Raw genomic sequence first — 21,607 nt, 5'->3', positions numbered from 1 at the left:
TGAGCGCAATGCGGCTGACTGCTCAGCGGGGGCCCACGAGCGGCTTCTCAATCCGCCTCGCCCGCCGAGACAACAAAAGACCCCACGTAAACGGTGGGGCCTCTTTTTGTCTCTGTAGCTGAGGCGGGATTCGAACCCGCGACCTCACGATTATGCCCCCATCGATATCGGGGGTTTCTGCGGGGTGTCAGAGGATGCGCGATGCCAGTGATTCATAGATCAGGGGGTATCGCAGCATTCCGCTATCGATCACTGAATGTGCGGGGTAAATGCGGGGTTCTGTAGCGGACCAATCCCTCATTACCCGTGGTTTCGTTGCCGCTCGGGATTTTGGTCTGTGGATAACTTTTGAGTCGTCCTTGGTTTTGTCTCGTCGCCTGCGAGAGGATTGCCGGATGTTATTCGCGTACATCGATGAGACAGGCGACCGAGGGCTCGATAAGGGCGGCTCGAGCCCGGTCTTCGGAATGGCTGCGCTTATTGTCGACGACGACTCAGCGGAGGCGGTTCAGGCTGCTGTATCGCGCCTTCGGGCGGACTTTAACGTGCCTGCAAATCGCGTTATGTCCTGGAAAGACCATCTGAAAACCCACGCGAGACGCAAATACGCAGCAGGAGTTCTCGGTGCGATCTCAAACGTGCGCATCATTTACGTGTATTGCCAGAAGGACCGAGTTGTCGGTCAGTACACATCGAACCGTGAACTCTTCTACAACTATGTTGCGATAAAGATGTACAAGAACATCCTCTGGGCGGCCCGAAATTGGAAAGGCGTGTCTGAAGGCATCCACACCCGGTTCGGTCACGTCCGAGGGCATGATCATACGTCGACGGAGGCCTACTTCAGATTCCAGCTGCAGTTCGACTCGAAGGTCCCGTCTGGAATGGAGCGAGGATTGCGCTGGGTGTCCGCGGATCAATATCTTGAAAGCCAGGCTGCCGACTTGTACGGAGGTTTTCTTCGCGCAGCTATTTGGCCGGATGAGTTCGGCAACGTTGAAGGCCAATACCTGAAGCAGATCTGGCACCAGATTCGTCGTGGTAGCGGAGATTGCCCGATCCCGCTTGGGCTCTTGTCGATGCCGTCGAATGACATCGCAAAAAACTCGTCGTGGTACGAGTGCACACACTGCACGCACGACAGGCCGCTTGAGACCTCCAGGAGCCGATCCACTTAAGGAGTGCGGTGGCAGCACCGCTGGACATTCCTGGCAAGTCTCAAGCGACCTGTCCCACCGAGGTTAACAGACATAGCTGACATTTTGGTGAGGTTTCTGGACTTTTACCCAAGAATCTGCCACGTTCGGAAACTCATCGAATTTTCCCGAGCGTTAGGTCAACGACCTCACCCTCCTCGCTCCGCAGAACCGCGAGCGCTGCCATCCCCGCGATAACCTCCGGGTCGTCGTCGGGCACGAGCTGGTCGAAGTCGTCGTCGGTAGGTCGGGCCATGCGTTCAAGCTACGCCTTAGGCGTCTCGGGTGTCGATCCTCATTGTGGCGTCGTCGTCGCCGTCTGACCAGCTCCAGCTCACAGCCTTGATGACCTTCGTGATTGGTGCGTCACCGGCGAGGGTGATGTTCACTGTCTTGCCGGGAGCGGCGGTGTAGTCGCTGATCGCGGTGACAGAGATGTTGCGTCCGCGGGTCAGTGCGCGTGCGAGGAGTGCGGCTGCTCCCCCTGATGCGGGAGGCTTCGTGTCGGTGTACCTGACGACGAGGGTCTTCCGGGGCGTTGTGGTGCCGCCTGCGCTGTCGTAGTCGACCCGTTGCACGTTCGGCGTGACTGAGGTGTCTGTCCACTTGTATTCGATGACAACGCAGTTGGCGAACCCGCTGCCGTTCGATCCGTCGCGGGAGATGTCGTCGTCGGCGAGCTTGACGTTCTCGGTATCGGAGAGGCTAATCGTGCCTGCGACAGACACTGGGGCGACATCGAGCCGGAACGCTTGCCCGCCTTCGCTCCATAGGCGTAGGCCGGCTGTTTTGATTGGCCCTTCGATGATTTCCCACACTGTTGTTCCGGGAGCCCATGGGTAGGGCACCGCGAGCGTGTGGGAGCCTGCTGTGGTGATCGTCCGGGTGGGGATCGCGTCGGCGGTGCGGGCGGATACGAACGCCTGCACGGTGCCCGTGGTGAAGGTGATGACGGTGGTGCCGCGCTGTCCGTAGTCCTGCAGAAGGCACTCATCGGACTCGGCGGTGACGGTCATTTCGGCGTTGACCCTGTCCACTTTCCGGGTGCGCAGAACGAGGTCCCACACCTTCTCGGTGATGAGGGCACCTGCCTCGTCGGTGTGGGTGACGGTGATACTGATTCGGTGGCCCGCAGTGGGGTCGATGGTCGCGTAGTCGGCGGGGACGCTGCACACAAGGTTGGCCTGGACGTAGGGTGTCCAGCCTTCGTCGAGGGTGATCGTTGCGCGCTTGATGGTCAGCCATACGCCGGTGGAGGTTTCGGCGGTGATCGTGTGCCTGCTCGGTGCTGGAATCACAGCGGCACCACCACCGCTTCGCTAACTTCTTGGAAGTCGACCGTAAGTGTCCACATGGTGCGGGTGTCGGGGTCGAGTGCAAGTGTTGATGCGCCGGTGGGAAGGTACTGCATCTCACCGAAAGCGTCGGGGTCGTCGAGGGTGATCGTTGATGGTTCGGCGTGGAACCGTTCTGCGAGGTGCGCGGTTGCTGCGGTGTCGAAGAGGTAGCGGATCGTTCCTGCCCGAAGTGCTGCCGGGCGGAGGGTGACTACGTTCTCCGGGCTCGAGAGGAGCTTGTGGGCGACGGATCGGATCGCCCTGGATGTTTCGTATCCGAGGATCAGTGTGGGGCTGATCGGCTCGGTGTCGGGGTCTTTCCCCAGTCGTTCGGTGTGCGAGTTGTCGGCGGTGCCCTGCCATCGGTAGATGTGGAAGGCGTCGGCGGGAGTGAGCCCGTCGAAGTAGGTCGCGTCGTCACCGATTCGTGCGTCACGGAATGAGACGGACTGCCCCGCGGTCGCAGACACCGCGTTTACGACGGCGACGGTGATCGTCCCGATGCCGAGCGGAACGAAGGTGACCGAGACGCGAGCCATCGCTCCACCGGCCGCCTGCACTGCGGAGAGTACCGAGCCGCCAACGATGGCACCCGACACTTTCAACTGCGAGCTGCATCCGACTGACTGGATGTCGGCGCTGAGCGTGTAGGTGTTCCCGATCACGACCGACGGAATGCCAGTGCTACCGAAAGTGAGTGTGAGCGCGCCTGCTGCCGGCGAGCCGGTCGCAACGACGCTGGTCTTGTTGCCGGGGTCGGCCGAGATCGTGCCGCCCGCGACGGTGTAGCCGGTCGTGCCGCGACGCCCTGACGGGTTGATGATCAGGTTCATCCCGTCGACGGTGTCGAGCGGTCGGGAATCGAGGGTGATCGTCGTCATGGGTTGGTGACCCCGTTTCGGTAGAAGATGTCGACCGGCACGTTGATGCGCCTGTCGTTGATGTCGCGCTGTATTCGCGTCACGAAGTCAGAAACACCGGGGTCGCTGAGGTTCACGGGGATGTCGATTGGGGCAAGCTTGGAGGCCTCGTCGTGCTTCGTCTTGAGGTTCTGGAACCGTCGTGTCTCGGCGTCCTGCCTGTTTTGGTTGGCTGCGACACCATCGCTGGTGGTCTTAGAGATGGCATCCTCAGCCACGATCACCTTGCCGGCAGCGGTGCCGTACTCGTCGGAACGTTTCTGGACAGCGGCGAGGATGTCGTTATTGGCCTGGATCTGTAGGTCGGCCTGCTGTTGCACGTCGGCGGTTGATCCCGCGAAGTCCTCGGTGAGCTTGTCGTTAGCCAGCCCGACACGCTCGGCCACCTTCTCGACCTCGGCCGGTGCGCCAGCCATCGCAGCGACGACGGTCGAGACGCTGAGCCCTAGGTTCTCTGCATACTTCTCCGCGCTGGAATAGAGAGCAGGGTCGCTGACGATGTCAGCGATCGCCTGCGTCAGGAACTGATTACTGACGAACTTCTGCCCCGATTCAAGCATGTCGTCGAACGCTGCGACGATCCGCTCCTTTGATGCCTCAGCGTCCTCGGACATCTGCTGAAACAGCGCACCACCGGCAGCACCGATGAGCCCGAAGGCGACACCGAGCGGCAGGGGGAGGCTGGATGCCAGCCCGCCGAACGTGCCCTGGATGCCGTCAGCTACCCCGCTGAGTGAACCGTCGAAGCTTGAGGCTGTCTCGCTGAAGTTCTGGACGGCCTCACTCTTGAACTCGCGTACCGAGTCTCCGGCGCGGGACGTGTTCTTCTTGAAATCGTCGCCGATGTTCTTGCTGGCCCGCCCAGATGCGGCCTCGAGATCCTTCATATCGGCCGAGAAGTTGCGCTCTAGCTTCGCGGAGTCCTTGACGGTGTCACCGAGCTCGTCCTGCAGCTTCTCGAGCCCGTCGCCGATCTTGTCGACACCTTTGACCGCGTCCTTCGTGTCGGCGCCAATGTAGAGACTCAGGCCCTTAGCCATTAGGTTCTTCCTTCGAATGCAAACGCGATGGTGCGCACCACGGTCTGCGCCCACAGGGACGCGATACGAGGCACGAAACGGGCCGTCGCGGGATAGAACACATGCCCGGTGCGCTTGCGCCACCTGAGCTGATTGGACGTGTGCCGGGTGACCTCGTGGGTGCCGCCATTCTTCGAACGGCGCCTGTACGTCTTGACCTGGTTGCGGTTCGCGCCAAACTCGACAGGGGCAGCAAGGTCGACAGCCTTCACGCCACGTCGAACCCTCCCCGTGCCGGCCGCAGCGAGTTGCACATTCTGATTGCTGGCATTCACCCGCGCCGTGCCGACAATCACGCGATGCTCAAGTCGGGTGCTGGCCTGCTGCGCCAGCTCCCTCGTCCACTCCGGGGTACCGAGCACCTTCGTCTGCATACGGATCTGCGCCTGGAACTCTTTCGGAGCAGCACGAATAGCCGAGAGGACCGCTAGATACTCTCGGCTCGACGCCGCGCTGATCCGAAGTACCACCGTTTAGGTGAGTACCGGGCGGCCGCGCACACCGAGGGTGACGGTCGAGACGGCTACCGAGTCGACCTGCCCACCGATCGACCCGGGAGTGATGAGGAGCGTAGCTGCGAAGCTCGCACCGCCCGAGATTGGCTGGAATGTGGCAACCACCGCGGTTCCCTCGTTTGCGAACAGGTACTTCGAGAGGCTGTCCGTGGTGGCCCAGTCCTGCGCGAAGCTGAGGTTGCAGGTCCACGTCGCCGTCGTGACATCGGTGAAGATGGAATCGGGCGTGAGGCCCTTCCAGTTCACTGTTGACGCGCTGGGGATAAGTTCAACCCCGGAGACGTGCTTCTGGTACTCGTTCGTCGCGCCAAGTTTCAGCAGGACATCCTTCAGGACAATTGGGACTACGGCGATTGTGGGCATGATCAGGCTTCCTTCTGTACGTGCATCTCGGTGGTGATGTCCCACCCGAGGCGGGTTTCATCGACGGCAACTTTCTTGGCGGCGGACCACTGCACACCGGGGATCGTGTCGAGCGCGAAGAGCAGATCGATCACGTCATCGTCGAGTTGGTATTCGGCTTTCGTGATGTCCTGATGCGGCGAGATAATCGTGATCGTCCAGGTGCTGGTGAACATCCCCTGAGGTGCAGCATCTGTCTTTGCGATGTCGCCGAGCTTCAACTGCACGACCGGGGTGTTGGTGGCATCGACATTTCGCTCCACGTCGACGAGCTTCCACGCGGCAGGTAGCAGCGGCCTGAGCTGGTCGGCGAGCTGCTCGCGAAGAGTGCCCATCAGCCGACCACCGGAACGCCACGCTTCGGGCGCAGGAGAGCTTTCACTGTCCAGTCCATGGGGAAGACGGTGACGTGAAACCCGCCCTCCCCCATGCCGTCCTGAGTGTCGGAGACGGTCGACTGCCACAATGCGCGGGTCTGCATGATCAGCGCGAGGCGGTAGGTTTCGGGGAGGGCACCCTCAAACGCCGGTGCGAATTCGCTGCACTGGATGTAGGCGGCCTCGAGAAGGCGCCCACACGTCTGGTAATCCTCGGGAGCATCGGGCCACGCATCGCGCAGCTCCTCAAATCCCACTCCCCACCACCCATCCACGGGTTAGACCGTTGCTGCCGTGACGAGCTGCAAGCCAGTCGCGTCGTTGATGACCACGCCGGCGTATCCGAAGGCGGCCTTGTCGATGCCGCCCTTGGCGAGGTCGAGTGCGTCGATTCGGATCGGAACTCCCGGGAGTTCGTACACCGTTGCGGCTTCCTTCGCTCCGACGAGTACCTTGCCTGCGGTGACCGTCGCGGAGGGTCGGATCACGAACCCGTCGAGGTCACCCTCGCTGAGGCCGAGAGCCGCGTTCAGGTAGCCGAGCACGTTCGCCTTCGGCTGCTTGGCCATCTGCTTCCAGAGGGCCGGTGCGACCAGCGCGAACGAGGGAAGTACACCATTGGTGACCAGCACTGTCGCGCCGTCGATGATCGCGGACGCTGCCGAGCCGATCGTGCCACCACTTGCGCCCGGGAGGGTCGTGAGCGCATCACCGGCGAGGGCGGTCGCTCCGGCGAGGACTGCGGCTGCAACCTTCGCGTCTGCCCACTTGGCGTAGTCCTCGGTGACGGCATCCGCGTAGCTCTCGAAGAAGCCGGGGACGGGGAAGTCGACGAACTCGCGAGCGATGTCGTGGCCGACCGCGTAGCGGCTTGCGGAGCCGGTCACAGCGGCGACGGTGAGGGTGTTCGAGGGCACTGCGGCCTTGTTGCCTGCCCAGTCTCCACCTGCTGGCTTCTGCGTCCACTTGAACCCGTTCAGCGTGAGGCTGGTGAGGTCTTTGTGACCGAACAGCGGGAGAACCTGCTGGCGGTAGTTCAGTGCCGACCAGATGAGGCCCATCCACTGCGGGAGGATGCCCTGCACGCCGGCGATGCCACCAACTCCGTCGTACTTCACGTCGGAGAGAGCAGCGAACAGTGTTGCGCCGTTCTCGTGGCCGAGGCGTTCGGCGAAGTCATCCACCGAGAGGGTGCCCTGGTTCATGGCGTAGAGCATGCCGCCGATGTCACTGACGGAAAGAGCAGGAGTGGACTGTGTGCCCGCTCCCGCCTGAAGGGTGTTCGGGATCACAAGTGTCTCGCTTTCGGTGTTGGGTGTGAAGGTGATGCTGTTGTCCGCGGCAGTCACGGTGACTGTCTCGGGGATCTCGGTAGCGACGATGGAAATGTCACCGTCTACTGGCTCAAGCAGAGTGGGGATCTCTTCAGCGGGAATCTCTTCGCCGATGTCTGCGGCCATGAGAGTCGCTGACGGGAACGCGCCCTTGGCAACGACCGCGGCGCCGAAGATGTGGCCCGCGATCGCTTTGCCGGCTCGGATGACGAGGTTCTTGGCCTCGACACTCAGCGCGCCCCTGGTTCCCGCGTCGTACGCGAGCAGAGCCTCGTCAGCCTCGTCCGTGTTGGCGAAGCTGAAGGTCGCATGTATGCCGTCTGCATGCTCAGCGAGTACCGTTGCGCGGCCGACCGGGATCTCGCGGTCGTGGCCGATGTTCAACGTCACCACCGAGGGATCGCGGGGCAGGGTCAGCACGCCCGCCTCGACGGTGAACTTGCCGAGGTTGGTGTTTCCCTGTTCTCCGAACGGCACGAGCAGCCCGGAGAGGGTGCGTGCGTTGAGGTCGGCGAGCAGGGTGCTCGTCGAGATAAGGCCGTCAGTCATCAGTCCTCCGTAGGTACGCCGGTAGGCAGCACCGGGTTGTCAAGCTCGATACGGTCGAAGCGAACTCGCTGGCCGCGGGGCACGACCTTGTCGACGGACAAGGCATGTTCGATCGGGTTCGTCCAGAACGGGAGATCCAGCTCGTAGAAGCTGTTCTTCTCCCCGTCTTTCGTCGTGTAGGTCAGCGAGTCGATGCCAGTCGTGCCATCGAGCAGCGCAGCGCGGACGTTCAGGAATGAGCCAACGTCGGTGCGGATCGCGTTGCGGCCTTCCTGCATGAGGTCGGCTTTCACCTCGCCGTGGACGCGCACTTCCATGCCTGCAGGGGTGAAGCTCACTCCCCCGTTCTCGGCCTGGCGAGCGGCAGCCCACGCCTTCACGTAGGCGTCGACCTCGGCCTGGGTCAGGTTTGAGTCGTCGGTAACTTTCAGCTCGATGAGCGGGATGGGGTTGCGCATGCGACCCGTCCACGCCTTCTCGGTGTCGCGGGCACCCTTCAGGGTGCGACTGCCGACGTTCAGCAGCCCCTCGAAGGGCGGGTTAAACAGGATGTAGTCCTGGGAGTCGACTGCGATGTCGTTGACGAGCACATGCCCGTCTGTGATCTTCCATAACTGCGGCGGGCACCACTCCGCGTTCAAGATTTGGCCAGCCGCTCCCCGTTCGGTCAGCCACAAGCTGACCCCATAGAAGATCAGGTCATCGACTGTCCAAGCTAGCCGCTCGTACGGGCTCACAAGCCCGTCAGTGCGGTACAACCATGTGGGCTGCTCGCCCAGCGCGCCATCCTTGTCGAGCGCCACCAGCGGCAGCTTCGCGATGGTGGATACGAGGAGGTTTCGTGCCTTCGATACGGCGGGGATCTGGATGGCCTCAGCCCTGCTCAGCGGCATCCCGGCCGCGGCATCAGCGCCGAGCACATCGGCGTAGACGATCGCCGCGAGCGAGCCCTCAGCCCACGGCGACCGCAGCCCGAAATCATCGAGGGTCGCCAGATAGTCAGGCCGCTGTCGGCCTAGTCCGAGTAGATCGAGAAGTCCCATTACTTTCAGGATCAACCTCGACCGTTACATACTCAGTATGTATTTCCTTCGGCGTGTCGCGGAATCGTTGAACCCGCAAAGCACCCTTCGCACGATCCGACCCGGGATGCACCTGGGACTCATGGCGAGCGCCCGCCCTGCGCCCCTCAGCACGGTCAGCGGCCATGTAATCCCAGCCCGGGCACTCACTGCAAACGACCAACGTCATCGCCGGGGAACAGTCGACACGGATAGTCATGAGGCCACGCTCGGGGTGAGAGCTGCGCGAGGAGGCGCATCGTCGAAGGTGTGCAACGCGATCGCTGCGGCCTCGAGCGCGGTGATGTCGTCATCCTCGTCAGGTCGACCGAACGACCACCGTTTGCTGTCCCTCGCACCGCGCTTCGTAGCGAGCCTCACCGCGCCATCGAGAGCGTCCTGCCCCCAATGGACGACGTTCTCAGACTCAATCTCCTTGACCGTGAGAGACGCAGCAGTCGACACGTCCGACCACTTGCGCGCCACCATACGGGGGCGTGGACGTGCCTTCATCAGCTTCTGCGCCTCGCTGTCCGTCGCACCATTGCCGGAGTCGTAGGCGACGTTCGCGCGGTACTTCAGCGCCAGTCGCAGCACCTCCCGGTGAAGCCCGCGCACCGGCCCGTTGTACATCACGAGCCAGCATGCGCGCCCGTCGTCGTCACGCCACGCGGCAACGATTGATGCGACCGTCGAGTTCAAGTGAACCGAGAACGCGAGGGTGAACAGCTCGGGCGGTGCCGGGAGCGGCGATGCCTGCAGTCCCTTGCCGAACTTGATCTGGTCCAGGAACGACATCGAACCGATCTGACCGAAGATCCCCAGATACTCCTTGAGGAACTGCTGCGGCTTCATCTTGTCGAAGTTGGTGCGCAGATCCGCAAGCGTCGTGCCGTGGTCGATCCCAGGGTGAGCGGCAACGAGCAGCGGCACCGTCTTGTCCCAGTCCTTCTCGCCCGAGGTCATGACATTCTCAAGGGTCGTAGTCGGGGGTGCCGCGAACTCGATGACCGTCGTCCGGTTGCGTCCCTCCCGCCCATCGTCCAACGTCTGATAGAGCAGGTTCCCTGCGCGGATATCCCCTGCCGTTCCCGCCGCGATGAACAGCGCATCGGGGATCGTGTCCATCGTCGCCAACGCACCCGAGATCAGGTCGTCAGTCATCTCCGGCTCGGCCTCGCCAGCCTCATCCACGATGATCAGATCCCACGCATCCGAACGGTAGTTGTCACCCTTCGGCGCGCCGAACTGCAACAGCGACCCCGTCTCAAGCCACCGCACCGACTCCGAGCCGCCCCCATAGTTCAGCTTGAACGGGCGCGAGCTCGTATCTGGAAACAGGAACTCCAGCGGCTCCGCGATGTCCTTCTTGAACCTCGCCCGAGCCTTCAACGCCGTCGTCGCCATCGTGTAGCTGATGCTGTAATCCTCACGCAGCGAGATCCTGCCCATCGCCACCGCGAACAACGCCGAAGTCTTCGTCGACCTCCGAGGCGCAAGTATCCCCATGAAGCGATCGGCAGCATTCACAGCGTCCGAGATCAGCAACTGCGCCGGCCTAGGGGTCATCAACTCCCCCGTGCGCTTGTCACGCTTCGCACGCGGCCCAGTCAACCTCGTCAACCCCGCGCCCTGAATGAACTCCTCACGCCCTCTCTGAGAATCAGACAGACCCGACAGATTCAGCGGAGGTATCGACAGATCACGAACCGATTCCCAGTTGTCTGTGTGAAAAGCCGTGCTGCCAACGGGCGGGGGTGATGGTGATTTCTCAAAAACGGCGGTTGATTCTTCGGCGTGTCGCGTGTTGGTGGTCATGCTACGTCCACGTAGGTTTTGCCTGCCTTGATGAGCTGGACGACTTGCATGGAGGTGTTGAGGGAGGCAGCGATTGATGCGGTGCCTTCGCCGGCGTCGGTGCGGCGGCGTATGTCTCTGACTTGCTCGTCGGTGAGTGAGCGGTTGTGGGCGATCTTCCCGAAGGCGCGGATGATGTTGCCGTGCTGCAGGAGGTCGGTGATGTAGGACACGTCTTGTCGGTAGCAGTGGGCTACCCATCCGAGCCAGGTGGAGGTGTCGGTTCCGTATCGTCGCCAGATGTATTGCTCGAGTTCGGGCAGGGTGTCGGCGATGTTGAGTTTGCGTGGGGTGATGGGTGGTCTGGGTTCGGCTGCGACGAGGGTGAGTGCGTGTTCTCGGATGCGTCCGCAGATCTCGGTGATGTAGTTGATGGAGCGGTCTTGGCTCATGTCGGTGAGTTTCCCTATCTGCTCGTATGGGAGTTCTTCGAAGTAGCGGAGGGCGATGAGGATTCGCCAGTCGCGGCGCGTCATGATGATTTGGTCGGCGATTTGTTCGTGGAGCATGGATGCGGGTCGGTGGCGTGAGAGTTGGGTGCGGATGATGTCGTCGCTGGCCCAGTCGTCGGGGTTGTCTTCGCCGCTGATCTTTTCGAGGCTGGTGTCTGTTTTTTGGTAGCGGTGTTGTAGGTAGTTGGCGAGGCCCCAGTCGATTGCTTTGCGGGCGTATGCCCAGAAGATCGCTCCTGAGTGGGGGTCGAGTTGTCTTTCGGTTGCCCAGGCGGGGTATTCGTTTGCGGCTTTCCAGAGGATTTCTGAGGCTTCGGAGATGAGGTCGTCGTAGGTGACGATGCCGGCGTGTCGGTCTTGTTGGAGTCGGTGTTTCCAGTGCTGGTTGACGTGTGCGATTGTGGGTCGCAGGTTGGTCATCATTCTGCGTTCGGCGGTGACGGGTTCGTAGTCTGACGGGTTGAGGTGGAGCCCTGCGAGGGCGTTCACCATGAGGGCATGTTCTTGTCGGTTTGCCGTTTGCGGTTGGTGGCGGCGGCGCCGAGTTTGCCGCCTGCGATTTGGTTGCAGGCTTTCTGGCCTTTGGCTTTGGTGTGTGAGGCGCCGAGGTTGCTGGGGTCGTTGATTTGTTGCACTGACCAGCCGAGTCGTTTGGCGATGCTGACTGGGGTCAGGTGGGCGACTTGCCATTTTTGGCCGGGGGTTACGGGTCGTCCGCAGTCGGCGCAGGGTCGCGGGAGGGTCGCTTCGATGCGTGGACGTTGTACTCGGGTGACGGCCGCCCATGCCGCGGTGCGGTGGTGTGCGGTCACGCCGCTTCCTGCGCTGGCGCGATCGGGTATCGGTGGTTGATCTCGTATCCGGCGTCGGCGAGCTGCCGGTTGTAGATCGCGCACTGGTGCTGGAATTCTGCGGGGTCGTTGTAGGCGGCGCTCATGGCCTCGTAGTTCGCTGGTTTGGGCCACCCAGATCCGATAGGTGCGTCGTCGATGGGTGGCGCCTCGAGTGCGCGCTGCTCGCTGAGTCTGCGTGCGTTGGCGACGATGTGGGCGGGTGTGAGGTAGGCGGTGGATTCGCGGAAGTGCATGACGATGGCGGTCATGGCGTCGGTGACGGGCAGGTGTCCGATGATTTCTTTCCAGTGGCTCATCGTGACGCGGTCGACGGTGCGGTTGTCGCCTGCTTGGATGCGGGCGACTACGCGGGCGAGCTCGTGGTCGTTCATGAGATCTCCTTGATGTCGGGGACGAGGGCGAGTGTGGCCCTGAGTCGCTCCTCGGGTGTGTTGCGGCGTGCTGGCCTGTCTTTGGCGGTTTCTTGGTCGCGGAGCATCCAGTTGCGCCAGGTGGCGGGCCAGTCGAGTTTGGTGGCGTTGCGGCCGCTGGTTGCTGTCCAGTGGTTGATGAACTTCTCGGTGGCGCGTGGGCCGTCTACGAGCGGTGTTCGCTCTCTGGCCCATTCGACCATCGCTGGGGTGACGGTGAAGTCGTCGGGGATGCGTGTGCCGCGTTGCGCGGCTCTCTTCCGGTTATCTTCCGGTTCTTTTCCTGTTGGTACTACTGCCCCGTCACCATGAGCACCACTTTTAGTCACGGTGAGCACCGCTTTGTTGCGTGGTGAGCGGCGCTCATGGTGACGGGTACTTCTGCGGGCTCATAGTCGTGGTTGAGCTGGTATTCGTCATTGCTGCGATACCTGCCTTTGACCGTCTTCGTCCGCGTGATCAGTTTCGCTTCGACCAGATCACCGAGTGAGCGTCTTACCGTCGCCGGGGAGAGGCCCGTCATCGCGACGAGTTCCTGCTGGCTGGGGAAGCATCGGCCGGTTTTGCCGTTCCTGCAGAAGGCGAGTGCGAGGAGCACTGCCTTCGGTGAAGCGATCAGGTCGACGGTGTAGGCCCACGCGGTGTCATTTATCGACAAATTTCTGCTCTTCCTTCCTTCAGCACGATCGACGAAAGCAGCGCAACTCCGATGTCTTGGGCGTCGTTGTTTGCGATGAGGATGTGGCGGGCACAGAGGGAGCTGTCTGCTGACTCGACTCGTGGCCAGGGGCAGACGGGGCGCTGTCCGGGCACTGATGCGGTGCAGAGGGCCATTAGGCGGCGACCGCGACGAGAACCTCGGCCACGCGTCCCCAGAGCCGGCCATCCTCGTCACGCCATGTGGAGATGACCTCGACGAGGGCGATCGACTCGTGGGTGAACTCTGGCGTTTCGCGCTTCTTGGTCTTTCGGAGTTCGCTGGCCCACTTGTGCCCGGGGCTCAGCTGTTCGTTTTCAGGTGTCGCTGGATTTACGAAGGGCCGGTCAGGGCTGGTGGCGCATCTCTGGATGCCGAGGTAGTACCGCTCGTTTTCCGGATTGCGAGAGTTCCAGTCGATGGTCCATGTGCGGCGCCCGTTTGCGGCGAGTAGATCCTGCTCGAGCTGGTCGGCTGCATTTAGCAGGGAGGCTGCGTGGGCGCGCATGCTCGCTGGGGTTTCGGGGGTTGTACCGGATAGACTGGTTTCCATATTCATTTCCTTTTCTGAGGGTGTGGATGGTGAAGGTCCCGGAGCTGTTAGAGCAGCGTTGATGGGGCCTTCTTTAGTTGTTGCGGTCATGCTGCCGATGCTTCGAGCCATGCGAGAACGTCTGCCTTCCGGTATCGGACGGCTCCTCCGAGCTTCGTCATGCGCGGTCCGGACTTCTCGACCGCCCAGCGAGCGAATGTCTGCACTGAGATGCCGGTGTAATCGGCGAGTTCTTGCCGCTTGAGCAAGTCGGGGAGTTGGTCGGCTCGCTCCCTCACCTTCGCCGCGGTGGTCTGTGTCATTCTCCGTCCAATCGTTTGTGTAGAAATTACATAATTGCGCGGGATTTGCGCCGAACTTGCACTTCTAATCGGAACGCTACACCAACCCAGCGCTTTTCGCTAGCACAAAGTGTTGATTTTGCTCAAGGCGTTCCGATAGAGTGCAGAAATGACATCCTCGACCGAAGCGAAAGAGCCGCCGGCGATTGGTCGAAGAGTGGCGGGTTACCGCAAGATGCAGGCCCTGACCGCGGCGCAGCTGGCGGAAGCCATCCCGAACGAGGCCATAACTAGGTCACTGATCGCGAATATCGAGAGTGGAAGAAAGCGAGATTTGACCTCAAGCGAAGTGGTCCTGATTGCCTCAGGGCTGCGGATCAGTCCACTTGCTCTGCTGATCGACACGGACGATCCGTACGGGAAGCTTCCCTATGAGGGCATGGGCATCTGGGGTGCCGGTATCTCGGTTGCCGAGTACGTCACGCTAAGTAATCTCGACGATGTTACGCCTCGTGGGTTTGCGCGACTTCCTCACCCAGCGTGGGCGCTGATGCGTGCTCTGGTTGAGGCGGAAACTACTCTCGATCACATCGCGGTCATGGAATCCGCTCGGAACGACCCGGACATCCAAGCTGAGTTCAAGGCCGACCCGGAAAAACATCAGATGTTTTGGACCTCTCCCCTAGTGAGTTTCGGCCTAACTGCCGACAGCCTTACGGAAGAGACCCTCCACGACCGTCGCCAAGATCTTGTTACGGCATACCGCAACCTGCTCGGGCGGTTGCCCGAATGGGGAACACAATTTGGATCCAGCCCTAGCATTCCACGCTGGATTCAAAATCGAATCGACACGATTCGGCGTGAAGTCGCCTCCGTACTCCGACAGGACCCCAGCATAGAAACGAAGGCCACTGAATACCTGTCTCCGAGCTTTGGCGAGATGGAGAGAGTTTATGGCCCCGCAATCGACGATGCCGGTAAGCCTTATGGCCCGCCCGCGGACTCCGATTAGTTCCCACGGGTCGATCGCCGTTCAGGAGGTCGAGCCGGGGAAGTGGCGGGCGCGGACTAGATACCGTCACGAGAACGGAAAGCTTCGCCAGGTTGAGCGTTTCGCTCCATCACGAGCGAAAGCAAAGGCTGCGCTGCAGACTGCGTTGACGACTATGTCCGCGAGTGCCGGCGTCGAGGTCAAGCGGGAAACGAACCTTGCGGCTCTTGCGGATAAGTTCCTGGCCTCGAAGGTCGATCGGGCGCCGCGAACCTATGACACGTACCGGCAGACTATCGAGCACCACATACGGCCGAAGATCGGCAACCTCGCCGTCTCTGAGGCGACAACCGAGCGGCTCGGCCGGTTCATTCAAACAGTCGTCACCGACCATGGGCCGGGAGCCGCGAAGGCTTGCCGGTCCGTCCTGTCGGGGATGATGGGCATGGCCGCTCGGTCGGATGCGATTCGCGTCAACCCAGTTCGCGAGATCAGCAACATCGAGGCTCGCGCTGAGGGTGCCATCCCGATCCCACTTGCTGACCTCCCGGGGTTGCTGGTGAGTGTGCGTGAGGATGCTCGTCTCCGCGAGTTGGATGTTGCTGACCTGATCGAGTTCCTTGCGGGAACCGGATGTCGTGTCAGTGAGGCGTGCGGGCTCGCATGGGAGGACGTTGACCTCGCGGAAGGCTCTGTGACCATAAAGGCCAACGCGGTGCGTGCGAGAGGCCTCGGGGTGCTCCGGCAGGACCACACGAAGACGAAGGCGGGCATCCGGACGATCACTCCCCCGGCCACGTTGGTTTCGCTTCTGACCGACCGGCGAGTGAATGCGACGACTGAGCTCGTCTTCCCGACGATTCTTGGCAATCTGCGAGATCCGCGAAATACGTCTCGGGATTGGTCGGAGGCTCGAACTCGGCTCGGGTTCCCTGGCGTCACGACTCATAGCTTCAGAAAGACCGTCGCGACCGCGTTGGACAGGGCAGGCCTCAGCGCTCGGGAGATTGCCGACTATCTGGGGCATGAGAATCCGAGCCTCACGCAGGATGTATATATGGCCCGCAACACTGGTGGCGCGAAAGCAGCGAAGGCTCTCGAGCCGCTCGTTGGGTGAGATTGAATGTGCGGGGTTTATGCGGGGTGACCGTACCCGATAACCGCTACAGCCCCGGAATTCCGGGGCAAACGTAGCTGAGGCGGGATTCGAACCCGCGACCTCACGATTATGAGTCGTGCGCTCTCACCAACTGAGCTACTCAGCCATCCGGCGCCGAATCATCCGACACCGAGCCCCCTGTGGGAATCGGACCCACTACCTCTTCCTTACCAAGGAAGTGCTCTACCAATGAGCTAAGGGGGCGCACAAAGGACTTAGCCGTCCATTTGGCACCGTAAGAGACTAGCACCCGCGCGGGCCTCTCAAGTGCACGTTGCAGCGAACCAGACAGCGGCCGCCTCGGGTGCTGCAAGCGCTTGCATGGATGCCGGAATGAAGTATCGTGTTCCAATGACCATCGAGAGTGCCGAAGACTTCACCGCGCCCGCAGACCAGTCTGAGATGACCGAGGTCATCACCTCGACAGGCTCCGAGTGGTGGCGAACAGCCGTGATCTATCAGATCTACCCGCGCTCGTTCGCGTCGTCCAATGGTGACGGCATCGGTGACCTGCCGGGCATTACAAGCCGCCTGCACTCCCTCTCCGAACTCGGCGTCGACGCCGTGTGGTTGTCGCCGTTCTTCCGGTCGCCCCAGAAAGATGCCGGCTACGACGTATCGGACTACTGCGACGTCGACCCCATGTTCGGCACCCTTGCCGACTTCGACACGATGGTTTCGACGGCCCACGACCTCGGACTGAAGGTCATCGTCGACATGGTTCCCAACCACACCTCTGACCAGCACGTCTGGTTCCAGGAGGCACTGGCCGCCCCCGAGGGATCACCCGAGCGCGACCGCTACATGTTCCACGACGGCAAGGGCCCGAACGGTGACATCGCGCCAAACAACTGGGAATCCGTCTTCGGCGGCCCCATGTGGGAGCGCACAACCAACCCGGACGGCACTCCCGGCCAGTGGTACCTGCACATCTTCGACGTGAGCCAGCCTGACCTCAACTGGGAGAACCCGTGGGTTCGCGAGCAGTTCTTCGGCATCCTGCGCTTCTGGCTCGACCGCGGCGTCGACGGCTTCAGAGTGGATGTTGCGCACGGCATGATCAAGGAGGAAGGCCTCCCGGACTACACCCCGCCCGTCGAGGGAGCCAGCATGGGCGGCACAGCGGCCGTCGGCACGGATGTCGACCCCGACATCGTTGAGGCCATCCAGGAAACGCCGTATTGGGGCCACTCCGGCGTGCACGAGATCTGGCGCGAATGGAACGCGGTGCTCGCCGAATACGAGGGTGACCGCGTCATGGCCGCCGAGGCCTGGGTAGACCCGCTCGAAAAGATGGCTCTGTGGGTGCGGCCCGACGAGTTCAGCCAGGCCTTCAACTTCGGCTACATGTTCACCGAATGGACTGCGGCGACCATGCGCAGCATCGTCGACGAGTCCATCGCTGCGTTCTCCAGCGTGGGCGCGCCCAGCACCTGGGTTCTGTCGAACCACGACGTGGTCAGGCACGCCACCCGCCTGGCGCTGCACGTGGATGTTCCGCAGGGTGCCGGAATCGGCCCGATGACGAAGGGCAAGCCCGACACGGCCGAGGGGCTGCGCCGGGCGCGCGCCGCGACATCCCTCATGCTGTCGCTTCCCGGCAGCGCCTACCTCTACCAGGGCGAAGAGCTCGGCCTCCCCGAAGACATGGACCTTCCCGACTCTGCCCGCCAGGATCCGACCTGGTTCCGCACCAACCACGAAAAGTACGGCCGAGATGGATGCCGCGTGCCCATCCCCTGGGAGGCAGACAAGCCCTCATACGGCTTCGGCCCGTCGGCGAAAAGCTGGTTGCCGCAACCCGCGGACTGGGGCCCGTACGCTCGTGATGCGCAAGAGGGAGTGGCCGGCAGCACGCTGGAGCTGTACCGTTCCGCGCTGGCGCTGCGGGCCGAGCACAACCTCGGTTCCGGCACCGTCGAATGGATCGACGGCTACGGACCAGATGTTCTGGCGCTGCGCAACGGCGCAGTGACCGTCATCGTGAACTTCGGCGCAGTGGCCGTCGAGCTCCCGCTTGATGACCTTCTGCTGGCGAGCGACGGGATCGTCGGCGGTGCGCTGCCCGCAGACACCGCGGTCTGGCTGCGAAGCTAGAGCGCGGCAGGGCTGAACGCTAGCTGCCGGAGGCGTTGGCCCGCAGCCAGGCGTACGGATCGACCGGAACGTCGTTGACGTACACCTCGAAGTGCAGGTGAGCGCCGTAGGAGATTCCGGTGTCTCCGACGAGGCCGAGGAAGTCGCCTGCGACGATCTGCTGGCCCGCCACGATCGGGCTGGAACCGAGGATCATGTGGGCGTAGTTGGTCCTCACATTGACACCGGCGATGTTGTGCTGGATCACGACGTGGTCACCGTATCCAGAATCGTCATAGCCCGACGACACCGCATAACCATCGGCTATCGCATAAATCGGGGCGCCCTCGCCTGGCACGAAGTCAACACCCTTATGGAAACCGCTGGCGCGTTCACCGTAGCCGTCGGTGGTGGGCGTCGACGCAGGCAGTGGCCAGCGCACAATGCCGGTTGCCTGGCTGTAGAAGTAGTCGACGCCCGAGAGCTGCGCAGACAGAATCTGGGCGTACGACACCGCGCCGAAGTTGTCGCGCACTGGCGCGCTGTCGATGGCCTCGCCCGACACACGCAGCGTCTGGCCGGCGGAAAGGCGTGGTGCCACCGCGATCGCCGCGGTAGCCGCTGTCGCGCTCGAATCTGTCGTGAGCACGTTGACGGGAAGTGATGACCCCACCAGTAGCGCGCCGACAATGATCAGCGAGCCAAGGGAGACGAGCCTCGACCCCGCGCTTGAGTGACGTTTCGGAGACCGCCGGGCGGAGCGCACCGCGTGGCTCACGTGGCGTGATGCCCGGCGCTGCGCGCGACTTCTTCTCGGCCCAGGCAATGCGCGGCGGCGCGGCCCTGCCACGGGCGCGACAGGAGCATCGGCGAGCGGGGCTGGCGCTGCGGACAATATCTCCGGTTCTGGCTGGGCAACATTCGGCGCCGACTGCTCTGCGGCAAGCGCTGCTTCTCGGGCTCGTGCCTCGCGGCGTGTGAGAAGAGGCTGCTGTCCGTCGCTGAACTCGTCCATTAGGCGCGACCCATCCTGAGCATGGTGGGCAGCGCGGCCGTGCCGGTGTCAGGCATCGCGCGCTGTGACATGGCATGCTCCTCAGGGATGATGCGCGCAGGCAGCACACATCGAATCTTCGGGTAAACGATCACGAGCCGATCGGCTCGCAATATAACGGGTAGGTAAAGATTAGCGGGTGCGTGGTGGCACCGCGAACCCCCGTCTGGGTCACAGACCAAGCAGTCTGATCGCGCTCTCAAGCTCGGCCACGACCGTGGGGTGTCCGGCGACGAGGAGATTGCGGCTGGGCGCTTCATCGCCGCGGCCCTTCACCATTGCGCCGGCCTCGCGAGCGATGAGGACCCCGGCGGCGTGATCCCAGGGGCTCAGGCTGCGCTCGAAGTAGGCGTTGCAGCGGCCGGATGCCACGGCGCACAGGTCAAGCGACGCCGTACCCATCCGGCGGATGTCACGAACCCGCGACAGCAGTCCGGCGATCAGCGCGCCCTGTTCCCCCCGCGTGGCGGCGTCGTACGAGAAACCCGTTGCGACCAGCGCCTGCGACAGCTCCACAGCGTCGCCGACCCGGATGTCAGCCCCACCGAGGTGGGCGCCCCCTCCGAGCGTGGCCGTGAACAGCTCCTTTGTTGCCGGGTTGACTACCGCACCGGCGAGGGCGTTCCAGGTCAGCGGGTCCGGCTCGCCCTCGACCACAGCGATGCTCACCGCGTAGTGAGGAATGCCGTACAGGTAGTTGACCGTGCCGTCGATCGGGTCGACGATCCAGGTGAGTCCGCTCGTGCCCTTCTCTGCCCCGCTCTCCTCGCCGAAGAAACCATCGTCAGGCCTGGCATCCGCCAGAAGTGAGCGGATGAGCGCCTCGGTCTCATGATCGGCGGCGGTGACGACATCCACCGGCGACGACTTGGTGGCGGCCACCTCAATGCCTTCGGTGCGGCGCTTTCTGGCGAGCTCACCCGCTTGAAGGGCGATGGTTTTAGCGATGGTGAGAAGTTCGTCGTGAGGCACGGCACCAGCTTAAGGCGTGCTCGCTTACCGGAATCTGTGCGGCCTCCTAGGAGTCGAACCCGATCCCGAATTTGTCGGCGATCCGGATCAGCAGCCCGTCTTTGCCACCATTCTCATCGGATGCCGCGACCGCTTTTCGCATCAGCTGGATGGCGGGGTACCGCACAGGTTCCGGCGGGATCGGGAACGGATGCGACTTCGCCCAGGACAGCTCGGTGCGGTCGGTCGTCTCGCCGCTGAGAAGGTCAAGCATGGTTTCGGCGCCAAACCGGGTGGCCGCCACTCCGAGCCCCGTGAATCCGGCGCTGTAGGCGACCCGCCCACCCCAGGCGAGCCCGTGGAAGGCGACCAGCTGGGTCGACATGTCGATCATCCCGCCCCATTTGTGTGTGAAGCGGATGCCCTTCAACTGCGGGAACGTGCTGAAGAAGTGATCGGCCAGCAGCTCGAAGGTCTCAGGTCGCTGATCCTGTCGGGGCCTGATCTTGCCACCGCGGTGGTAGATCGCGTCGAAGCCGCCGAACAGGATGCGGTCGTCGGCGCTGCGGCGGTAGTAGTGGAATTCGCGGGATGAGTCGTTAATGCCGTGCCGGTCAACCCATCCGATGCTCTCGAGCTGTTCGCGGCTCAGCGGCTCGGTCATGATCGCGTAGTCGTAGATCGGCATGGTGAGCAGTCGCGTGCGTGCCAGGAGGGACGGGAACCCATTCGTTGCAAGCGCGACCTGCGCGGTGCGCACCGCGCCATCCTTAGTGACAACTCCTACCCCGTCGCCGTCACGCGAAAGCGAGCGCACCGGACTCTTCTCGAAGATGCGCACACCGAGTTCGAGGCAGACCCGTCTGAGCTCCCACACCAGCTTGGCGGGATGCACGTAGCCGTAGCCCGCCGTCTCGGCGACGGCCGCCCGGTACAGCGGCGAGCGCACGGGGATAGCGTCACCCTCGTAGAAGGTGGCGGCTGGGCTCTCGTCGGCAACCTCGCGCAAATAGTCGATCTGGTGCGGTTCGGTGGCCACCATCAGCACCCCGGTCTCCTCGAACTCGACATCCATCGAGTAGCGGGCGATCGTGGCCTTGAGGTCGGCGAAGTTCTCGTGCGCCAGGCGGTCGAGCACGTCCAGTTCGTCGGGGAAGTGACGCTCGCCATTCTCGGGACCGTGGGTGAGGCTGTACTCACAGAACCCGCCATTGCGGCCGCTCGCCGCCCACCCGAGCTCTGCCGCCTCGATCAGCACGACGTCGCGGGCCGGGTCGCGTTCCTTGGCGATCAGCGCGGTCCAGAGCCCGCAGTATCCACCGCCCACCACGACCAGGTCGGCCACCGCGTCGCCGGCGAGCGCGGGCAAAGCGTCGGGACGATCGGCGGAGTCGAGCCAGAACGGGGTGGTGCTGGCATCCCGCAGCGCCTCCCGGAGCTGCTCGACGGGATGCTGCCGCCTGCGCGAATAGGCAGTGGGGGGAATGCTCATGGTGACTCCG

The 21,607-nt window shown here is 62.8% G+C and carries 25 protein-coding genes and 2 tRNA genes; 4 read left to right on the top strand and 23 right to left on the bottom strand.

Going from position 1 to position 21,607, the window contains the following annotated elements; all coding sequences use genetic code 11:
* Positions 1–395: 395 nt before the first annotated feature.
* Positions 396–1,178 (top strand): DUF3800 domain-containing protein, encoded by a 783-nt coding sequence (locus tag QMG83_RS14545; protein WP_283506125.1) that lies wholly within the window; start codon positions 396–398, stop codon positions 1,176–1,178.
* 133 nt (positions 1,179–1,311) lie between these two features.
* Here QMG83_RS14545 and QMG83_RS14540 read toward each other — a convergent pair whose 3' ends face one another.
* From QMG83_RS14540 to QMG83_RS14455, 18 genes are all read right to left on the bottom strand, one after another.
* Positions 1,312–1,452 carry a hypothetical protein gene (locus QMG83_RS14540; RefSeq protein WP_283506124.1) on the bottom strand — a complete coding sequence of 47 codons (141 nt, stop codon included), beginning with the start codon at positions 1,450–1,452 and terminating at the stop codon, positions 1,312–1,314.
* Positions 1,453–1,468: 16 nt separating this feature from the next.
* On the bottom strand, positions 1,469–2,494 hold the full coding sequence (locus QMG83_RS14535) for a hypothetical protein (RefSeq protein WP_283506123.1): 1,026 nt from the start codon (positions 2,492–2,494) through the stop codon (positions 1,469–1,471).
* A complete protein-coding gene (locus QMG83_RS14530; protein WP_283506122.1) occupies positions 2,491–3,414 on the bottom strand; it encodes a hypothetical protein in 924 nt (307 codons plus the stop codon). Before QMG83_RS14530 ends, QMG83_RS14535 begins: the two co-directional genes overlap by 4 nt.
* A complete protein-coding gene (locus QMG83_RS14525; protein WP_283506121.1) occupies positions 3,411–4,493 on the bottom strand; it encodes a hypothetical protein in 1,083 nt (360 codons plus the stop codon). The genes QMG83_RS14530 and QMG83_RS14525 overlap by 4 nt, the downstream gene beginning before the upstream one ends.
* A complete protein-coding gene (locus QMG83_RS14520) occupies positions 4,493–4,906 on the bottom strand; it encodes a hypothetical protein (RefSeq protein ID WP_283506120.1) in 414 nt (137 codons plus the stop codon). Before QMG83_RS14520 ends, QMG83_RS14525 begins: the two co-directional genes overlap by 1 nt.
* A gap of 99 nt (positions 4,907–5,005) precedes the next feature.
* Positions 5,006–5,410 carry a hypothetical protein gene (locus QMG83_RS14515; RefSeq protein ID WP_283506119.1) on the bottom strand — a complete coding sequence of 135 codons (405 nt, stop codon included), beginning with the start codon at positions 5,408–5,410 and terminating at the stop codon, positions 5,006–5,008.
* 2 nt (positions 5,411–5,412) lie between these two features.
* A complete protein-coding gene (locus QMG83_RS14510) occupies positions 5,413–5,784 on the bottom strand; it encodes a hypothetical protein (protein WP_283506118.1) in 372 nt (123 codons plus the stop codon).
* A complete protein-coding gene (locus tag QMG83_RS14505) occupies positions 5,784–6,083 on the bottom strand; it encodes a hypothetical protein (protein WP_283506117.1) in 300 nt (99 codons plus the stop codon). Before QMG83_RS14505 ends, QMG83_RS14510 begins: the two co-directional genes overlap by 1 nt.
* Before the next feature lie 21 nt (positions 6,084–6,104).
* The gene (locus tag QMG83_RS14500; RefSeq protein WP_283506116.1) at positions 6,105–7,709 is read right to left on the bottom strand and encodes a phage major capsid protein; all 1,605 of its coding nucleotides are present in this window, start codon (positions 7,707–7,709) and stop codon (positions 6,105–6,107) included.
* Positions 7,709–8,752 (bottom strand): phage portal protein, encoded by a 1,044-nt coding sequence (locus QMG83_RS14495; RefSeq protein WP_283506115.1) that lies wholly within the window; start codon positions 8,750–8,752, stop codon positions 7,709–7,711. The genes QMG83_RS14500 and QMG83_RS14495 overlap by 1 nt, the downstream gene beginning before the upstream one ends.
* A 234-nt stretch (positions 8,753–8,986) precedes the next feature.
* Positions 8,987–10,339 (bottom strand): hypothetical protein, encoded by a 1,353-nt coding sequence (locus QMG83_RS14490; RefSeq protein WP_283506114.1) that lies wholly within the window; start codon positions 10,337–10,339, stop codon positions 8,987–8,989.
* Positions 10,340–10,584: 245 nt separating this feature from the next.
* Positions 10,585–11,571, bottom strand: a complete 987-nt coding sequence (locus QMG83_RS14485) for a hypothetical protein (RefSeq protein ID WP_283506113.1) — start codon at positions 11,569–11,571, stop codon at positions 10,585–10,587.
* A complete protein-coding gene (locus tag QMG83_RS14480) occupies positions 11,565–11,714 on the bottom strand; it encodes a hypothetical protein (RefSeq protein ID WP_283506112.1) in 150 nt (49 codons plus the stop codon). Before QMG83_RS14480 ends, QMG83_RS14485 begins: the two co-directional genes overlap by 7 nt.
* 173 nt (positions 11,715–11,887) lie before the next feature.
* Entirely contained in the window at positions 11,888–12,304 is a 417-nt protein-coding gene (locus QMG83_RS14475) for a hypothetical protein (protein WP_283506111.1), read from the bottom strand.
* Positions 12,301–12,672, bottom strand: coding sequence for a hypothetical protein (locus QMG83_RS14470; protein ID WP_283506110.1), 372 nt, complete (start codon positions 12,670–12,672; stop codon positions 12,301–12,303). Before QMG83_RS14470 ends, QMG83_RS14475 begins: the two co-directional genes overlap by 4 nt.
* Positions 12,669–13,001 (bottom strand): helix-turn-helix domain-containing protein, encoded by a 333-nt coding sequence (locus QMG83_RS14465; protein ID WP_283506109.1) that lies wholly within the window; start codon positions 12,999–13,001, stop codon positions 12,669–12,671. Before QMG83_RS14465 ends, QMG83_RS14470 begins: the two co-directional genes overlap by 4 nt.
* 175 nt (positions 13,002–13,176) lie before the next feature.
* Positions 13,177–13,593 (bottom strand): hypothetical protein, encoded by a 417-nt coding sequence (locus QMG83_RS14460; RefSeq protein ID WP_283506108.1) that lies wholly within the window; start codon positions 13,591–13,593, stop codon positions 13,177–13,179.
* Positions 13,594–13,679: 86 nt separating this feature from the next.
* Positions 13,680–13,895: a helix-turn-helix transcriptional regulator gene (locus tag QMG83_RS14455; protein ID WP_283506107.1), complete on the bottom strand. Its 216-nt coding sequence runs from the start codon at positions 13,893–13,895 to the stop codon at positions 13,680–13,682.
* 148 nt (positions 13,896–14,043) lie between these two features.
* Between QMG83_RS14455 and QMG83_RS14450 the strand changes: the two genes are divergently transcribed.
* A complete protein-coding gene (locus tag QMG83_RS14450) occupies positions 14,044–14,886 on the top strand; it encodes a helix-turn-helix domain-containing protein (RefSeq protein ID WP_283506106.1) in 843 nt (280 codons plus the stop codon).
* A 154-nt stretch (positions 14,887–15,040) separates the two neighbouring features.
* A complete protein-coding gene (locus tag QMG83_RS14445; RefSeq protein ID WP_283506105.1) occupies positions 15,041–15,982 on the top strand; it encodes a site-specific integrase in 942 nt (313 codons plus the stop codon).
* Positions 15,983–16,056: 74 nt separating this feature from the next.
* Here QMG83_RS14445 and QMG83_RS14440 read toward each other — a convergent pair.
* Both QMG83_RS14440 and QMG83_RS14435 read right to left on the bottom strand, forming a co-directional pair.
* Positions 16,057–16,130 (bottom strand) — tRNA-Met (locus QMG83_RS14440).
* 26 nt (positions 16,131–16,156) lie between these two features.
* Positions 16,157–16,228, bottom strand: a tRNA-Thr gene (locus tag QMG83_RS14435).
* A 198-nt stretch (positions 16,229–16,426) separates the two neighbouring features.
* Between QMG83_RS14435 and QMG83_RS14430 the strand changes: the two genes are divergently transcribed.
* Entirely contained in the window at positions 16,427–18,121 is a 1,695-nt protein-coding gene (locus QMG83_RS14430; protein WP_283506238.1) for a glycoside hydrolase family 13 protein, read from the top strand.
* A 19-nt stretch (positions 18,122–18,140) separates the two neighbouring features.
* Here QMG83_RS14430 and QMG83_RS14425 read toward each other — a convergent pair whose 3' ends face one another.
* From QMG83_RS14425 to QMG83_RS14415, 3 genes are all read right to left on the bottom strand, one after another.
* Positions 18,141–18,878, bottom strand: a complete 738-nt coding sequence (locus tag QMG83_RS14425) for a M23 family metallopeptidase (protein WP_283506104.1) — start codon at positions 18,876–18,878, stop codon at positions 18,141–18,143.
* Between the two features lie 447 nt (positions 18,879–19,325).
* Positions 19,326–20,126 (bottom strand): inositol monophosphatase family protein, encoded by an 801-nt coding sequence (locus tag QMG83_RS14420; RefSeq protein WP_283506103.1) that lies wholly within the window; start codon positions 20,124–20,126, stop codon positions 19,326–19,328.
* A 46-nt stretch (positions 20,127–20,172) separates the two neighbouring features.
* The gene (locus QMG83_RS14415; protein WP_283506102.1) at positions 20,173–21,597 is read right to left on the bottom strand and encodes an NAD(P)/FAD-dependent oxidoreductase; all 1,425 of its coding nucleotides are present in this window, start codon (positions 21,595–21,597) and stop codon (positions 20,173–20,175) included.
* Between the last annotated feature and the right edge of the window lie 10 nt (positions 21,598–21,607).

Origin of the sequence: Salinibacterium sp. G-O1, assembly GCF_030063305.1 — a bacterium.
In the GTDB taxonomy this organism is placed as follows: domain Bacteria; phylum Actinomycetota; class Actinomycetes; order Actinomycetales; family Microbacteriaceae; genus Rhodoglobus.
Note: the sequence above shows the minus strand (reverse complement) of the source record. Positions and strands in the feature narration are given on the sequence as shown.

Excerpts from the sequence above, each read along its gene's own strand:
- QMG83_RS14545 (WP_283506125.1), top strand. The coding sequence starts at position 396 with ATGTTATTCGCGTACATCGATGAGACAGGCGACCGAGGGCTCGATAAG.
- QMG83_RS14540 (WP_283506124.1), bottom strand. The coding sequence starts at position 1,452 with ATGGCCCGACCTACCGACGACGACTTCGACCAGCTCGTGCCCGACGAC.
- QMG83_RS14530 (WP_283506122.1), bottom strand. The coding sequence starts at position 3,414 with ATGACGACGATCACCCTCGATTCCCGACCGCTCGACACCGTCGACGGG.
- QMG83_RS14525 (WP_283506121.1), bottom strand. The coding sequence starts at position 4,493 with ATGGCTAAGGGCCTGAGTCTCTACATTGGCGCCGACACGAAGGACGCG.
- QMG83_RS14520 (WP_283506120.1), bottom strand. The coding sequence starts at position 4,906 with ATGCAGACGAAGGTGCTCGGTACCCCGGAGTGGACGAGGGAGCTGGCG.
- QMG83_RS14515 (WP_283506119.1), bottom strand. The coding sequence starts at position 5,410 with ATGCCCACAATCGCCGTAGTCCCAATTGTCCTGAAGGATGTCCTGCTG.
- QMG83_RS14510 (WP_283506118.1), bottom strand. The coding sequence starts at position 5,784 with ATGGGCACTCTTCGCGAGCAGCTCGCCGACCAGCTCAGGCCGCTGCTA.
- QMG83_RS14500 (WP_283506116.1), bottom strand. The coding sequence starts at position 7,709 with ATGACTGACGGCCTTATCTCGACGAGCACCCTGCTCGCCGACCTCAAC.
- QMG83_RS14495 (WP_283506115.1), bottom strand. The coding sequence starts at position 8,752 with ATGGGACTTCTCGATCTACTCGGACTAGGCCGACAGCGGCCTGACTAT.
- QMG83_RS14490 (WP_283506114.1), bottom strand. The coding sequence starts at position 10,339 with ATGACCCCTAGGCCGGCGCAGTTGCTGATCTCGGACGCTGTGAATGCT.
- QMG83_RS14485 (WP_283506113.1), bottom strand. The coding sequence starts at position 11,571 with ATGGTGAACGCCCTCGCAGGGCTCCACCTCAACCCGTCAGACTACGAA.
- QMG83_RS14475 (WP_283506111.1), bottom strand. The coding sequence starts at position 12,304 with ATGAACGACCACGAGCTCGCCCGCGTAGTCGCCCGCATCCAAGCAGGC.
- QMG83_RS14460 (WP_283506108.1), bottom strand. The coding sequence starts at position 13,593 with ATGGAAACCAGTCTATCCGGTACAACCCCCGAAACCCCAGCGAGCATG.
- QMG83_RS14455 (WP_283506107.1), bottom strand. The coding sequence starts at position 13,895 with ATGACACAGACCACCGCGGCGAAGGTGAGGGAGCGAGCCGACCAACTC.
- QMG83_RS14450 (WP_283506106.1), top strand. The coding sequence starts at position 14,044 with ATGACATCCTCGACCGAAGCGAAAGAGCCGCCGGCGATTGGTCGAAGA.
- QMG83_RS14445 (WP_283506105.1), top strand. The coding sequence starts at position 15,041 with ATGTCCGCGAGTGCCGGCGTCGAGGTCAAGCGGGAAACGAACCTTGCG.
- QMG83_RS14430 (WP_283506238.1), top strand. The coding sequence starts at position 16,427 with ATGACCGAGGTCATCACCTCGACAGGCTCCGAGTGGTGGCGAACAGCC.
- QMG83_RS14415 (WP_283506102.1), bottom strand. The coding sequence starts at position 21,597 with ATGAGCATTCCCCCCACTGCCTATTCGCGCAGGCGGCAGCATCCCGTC.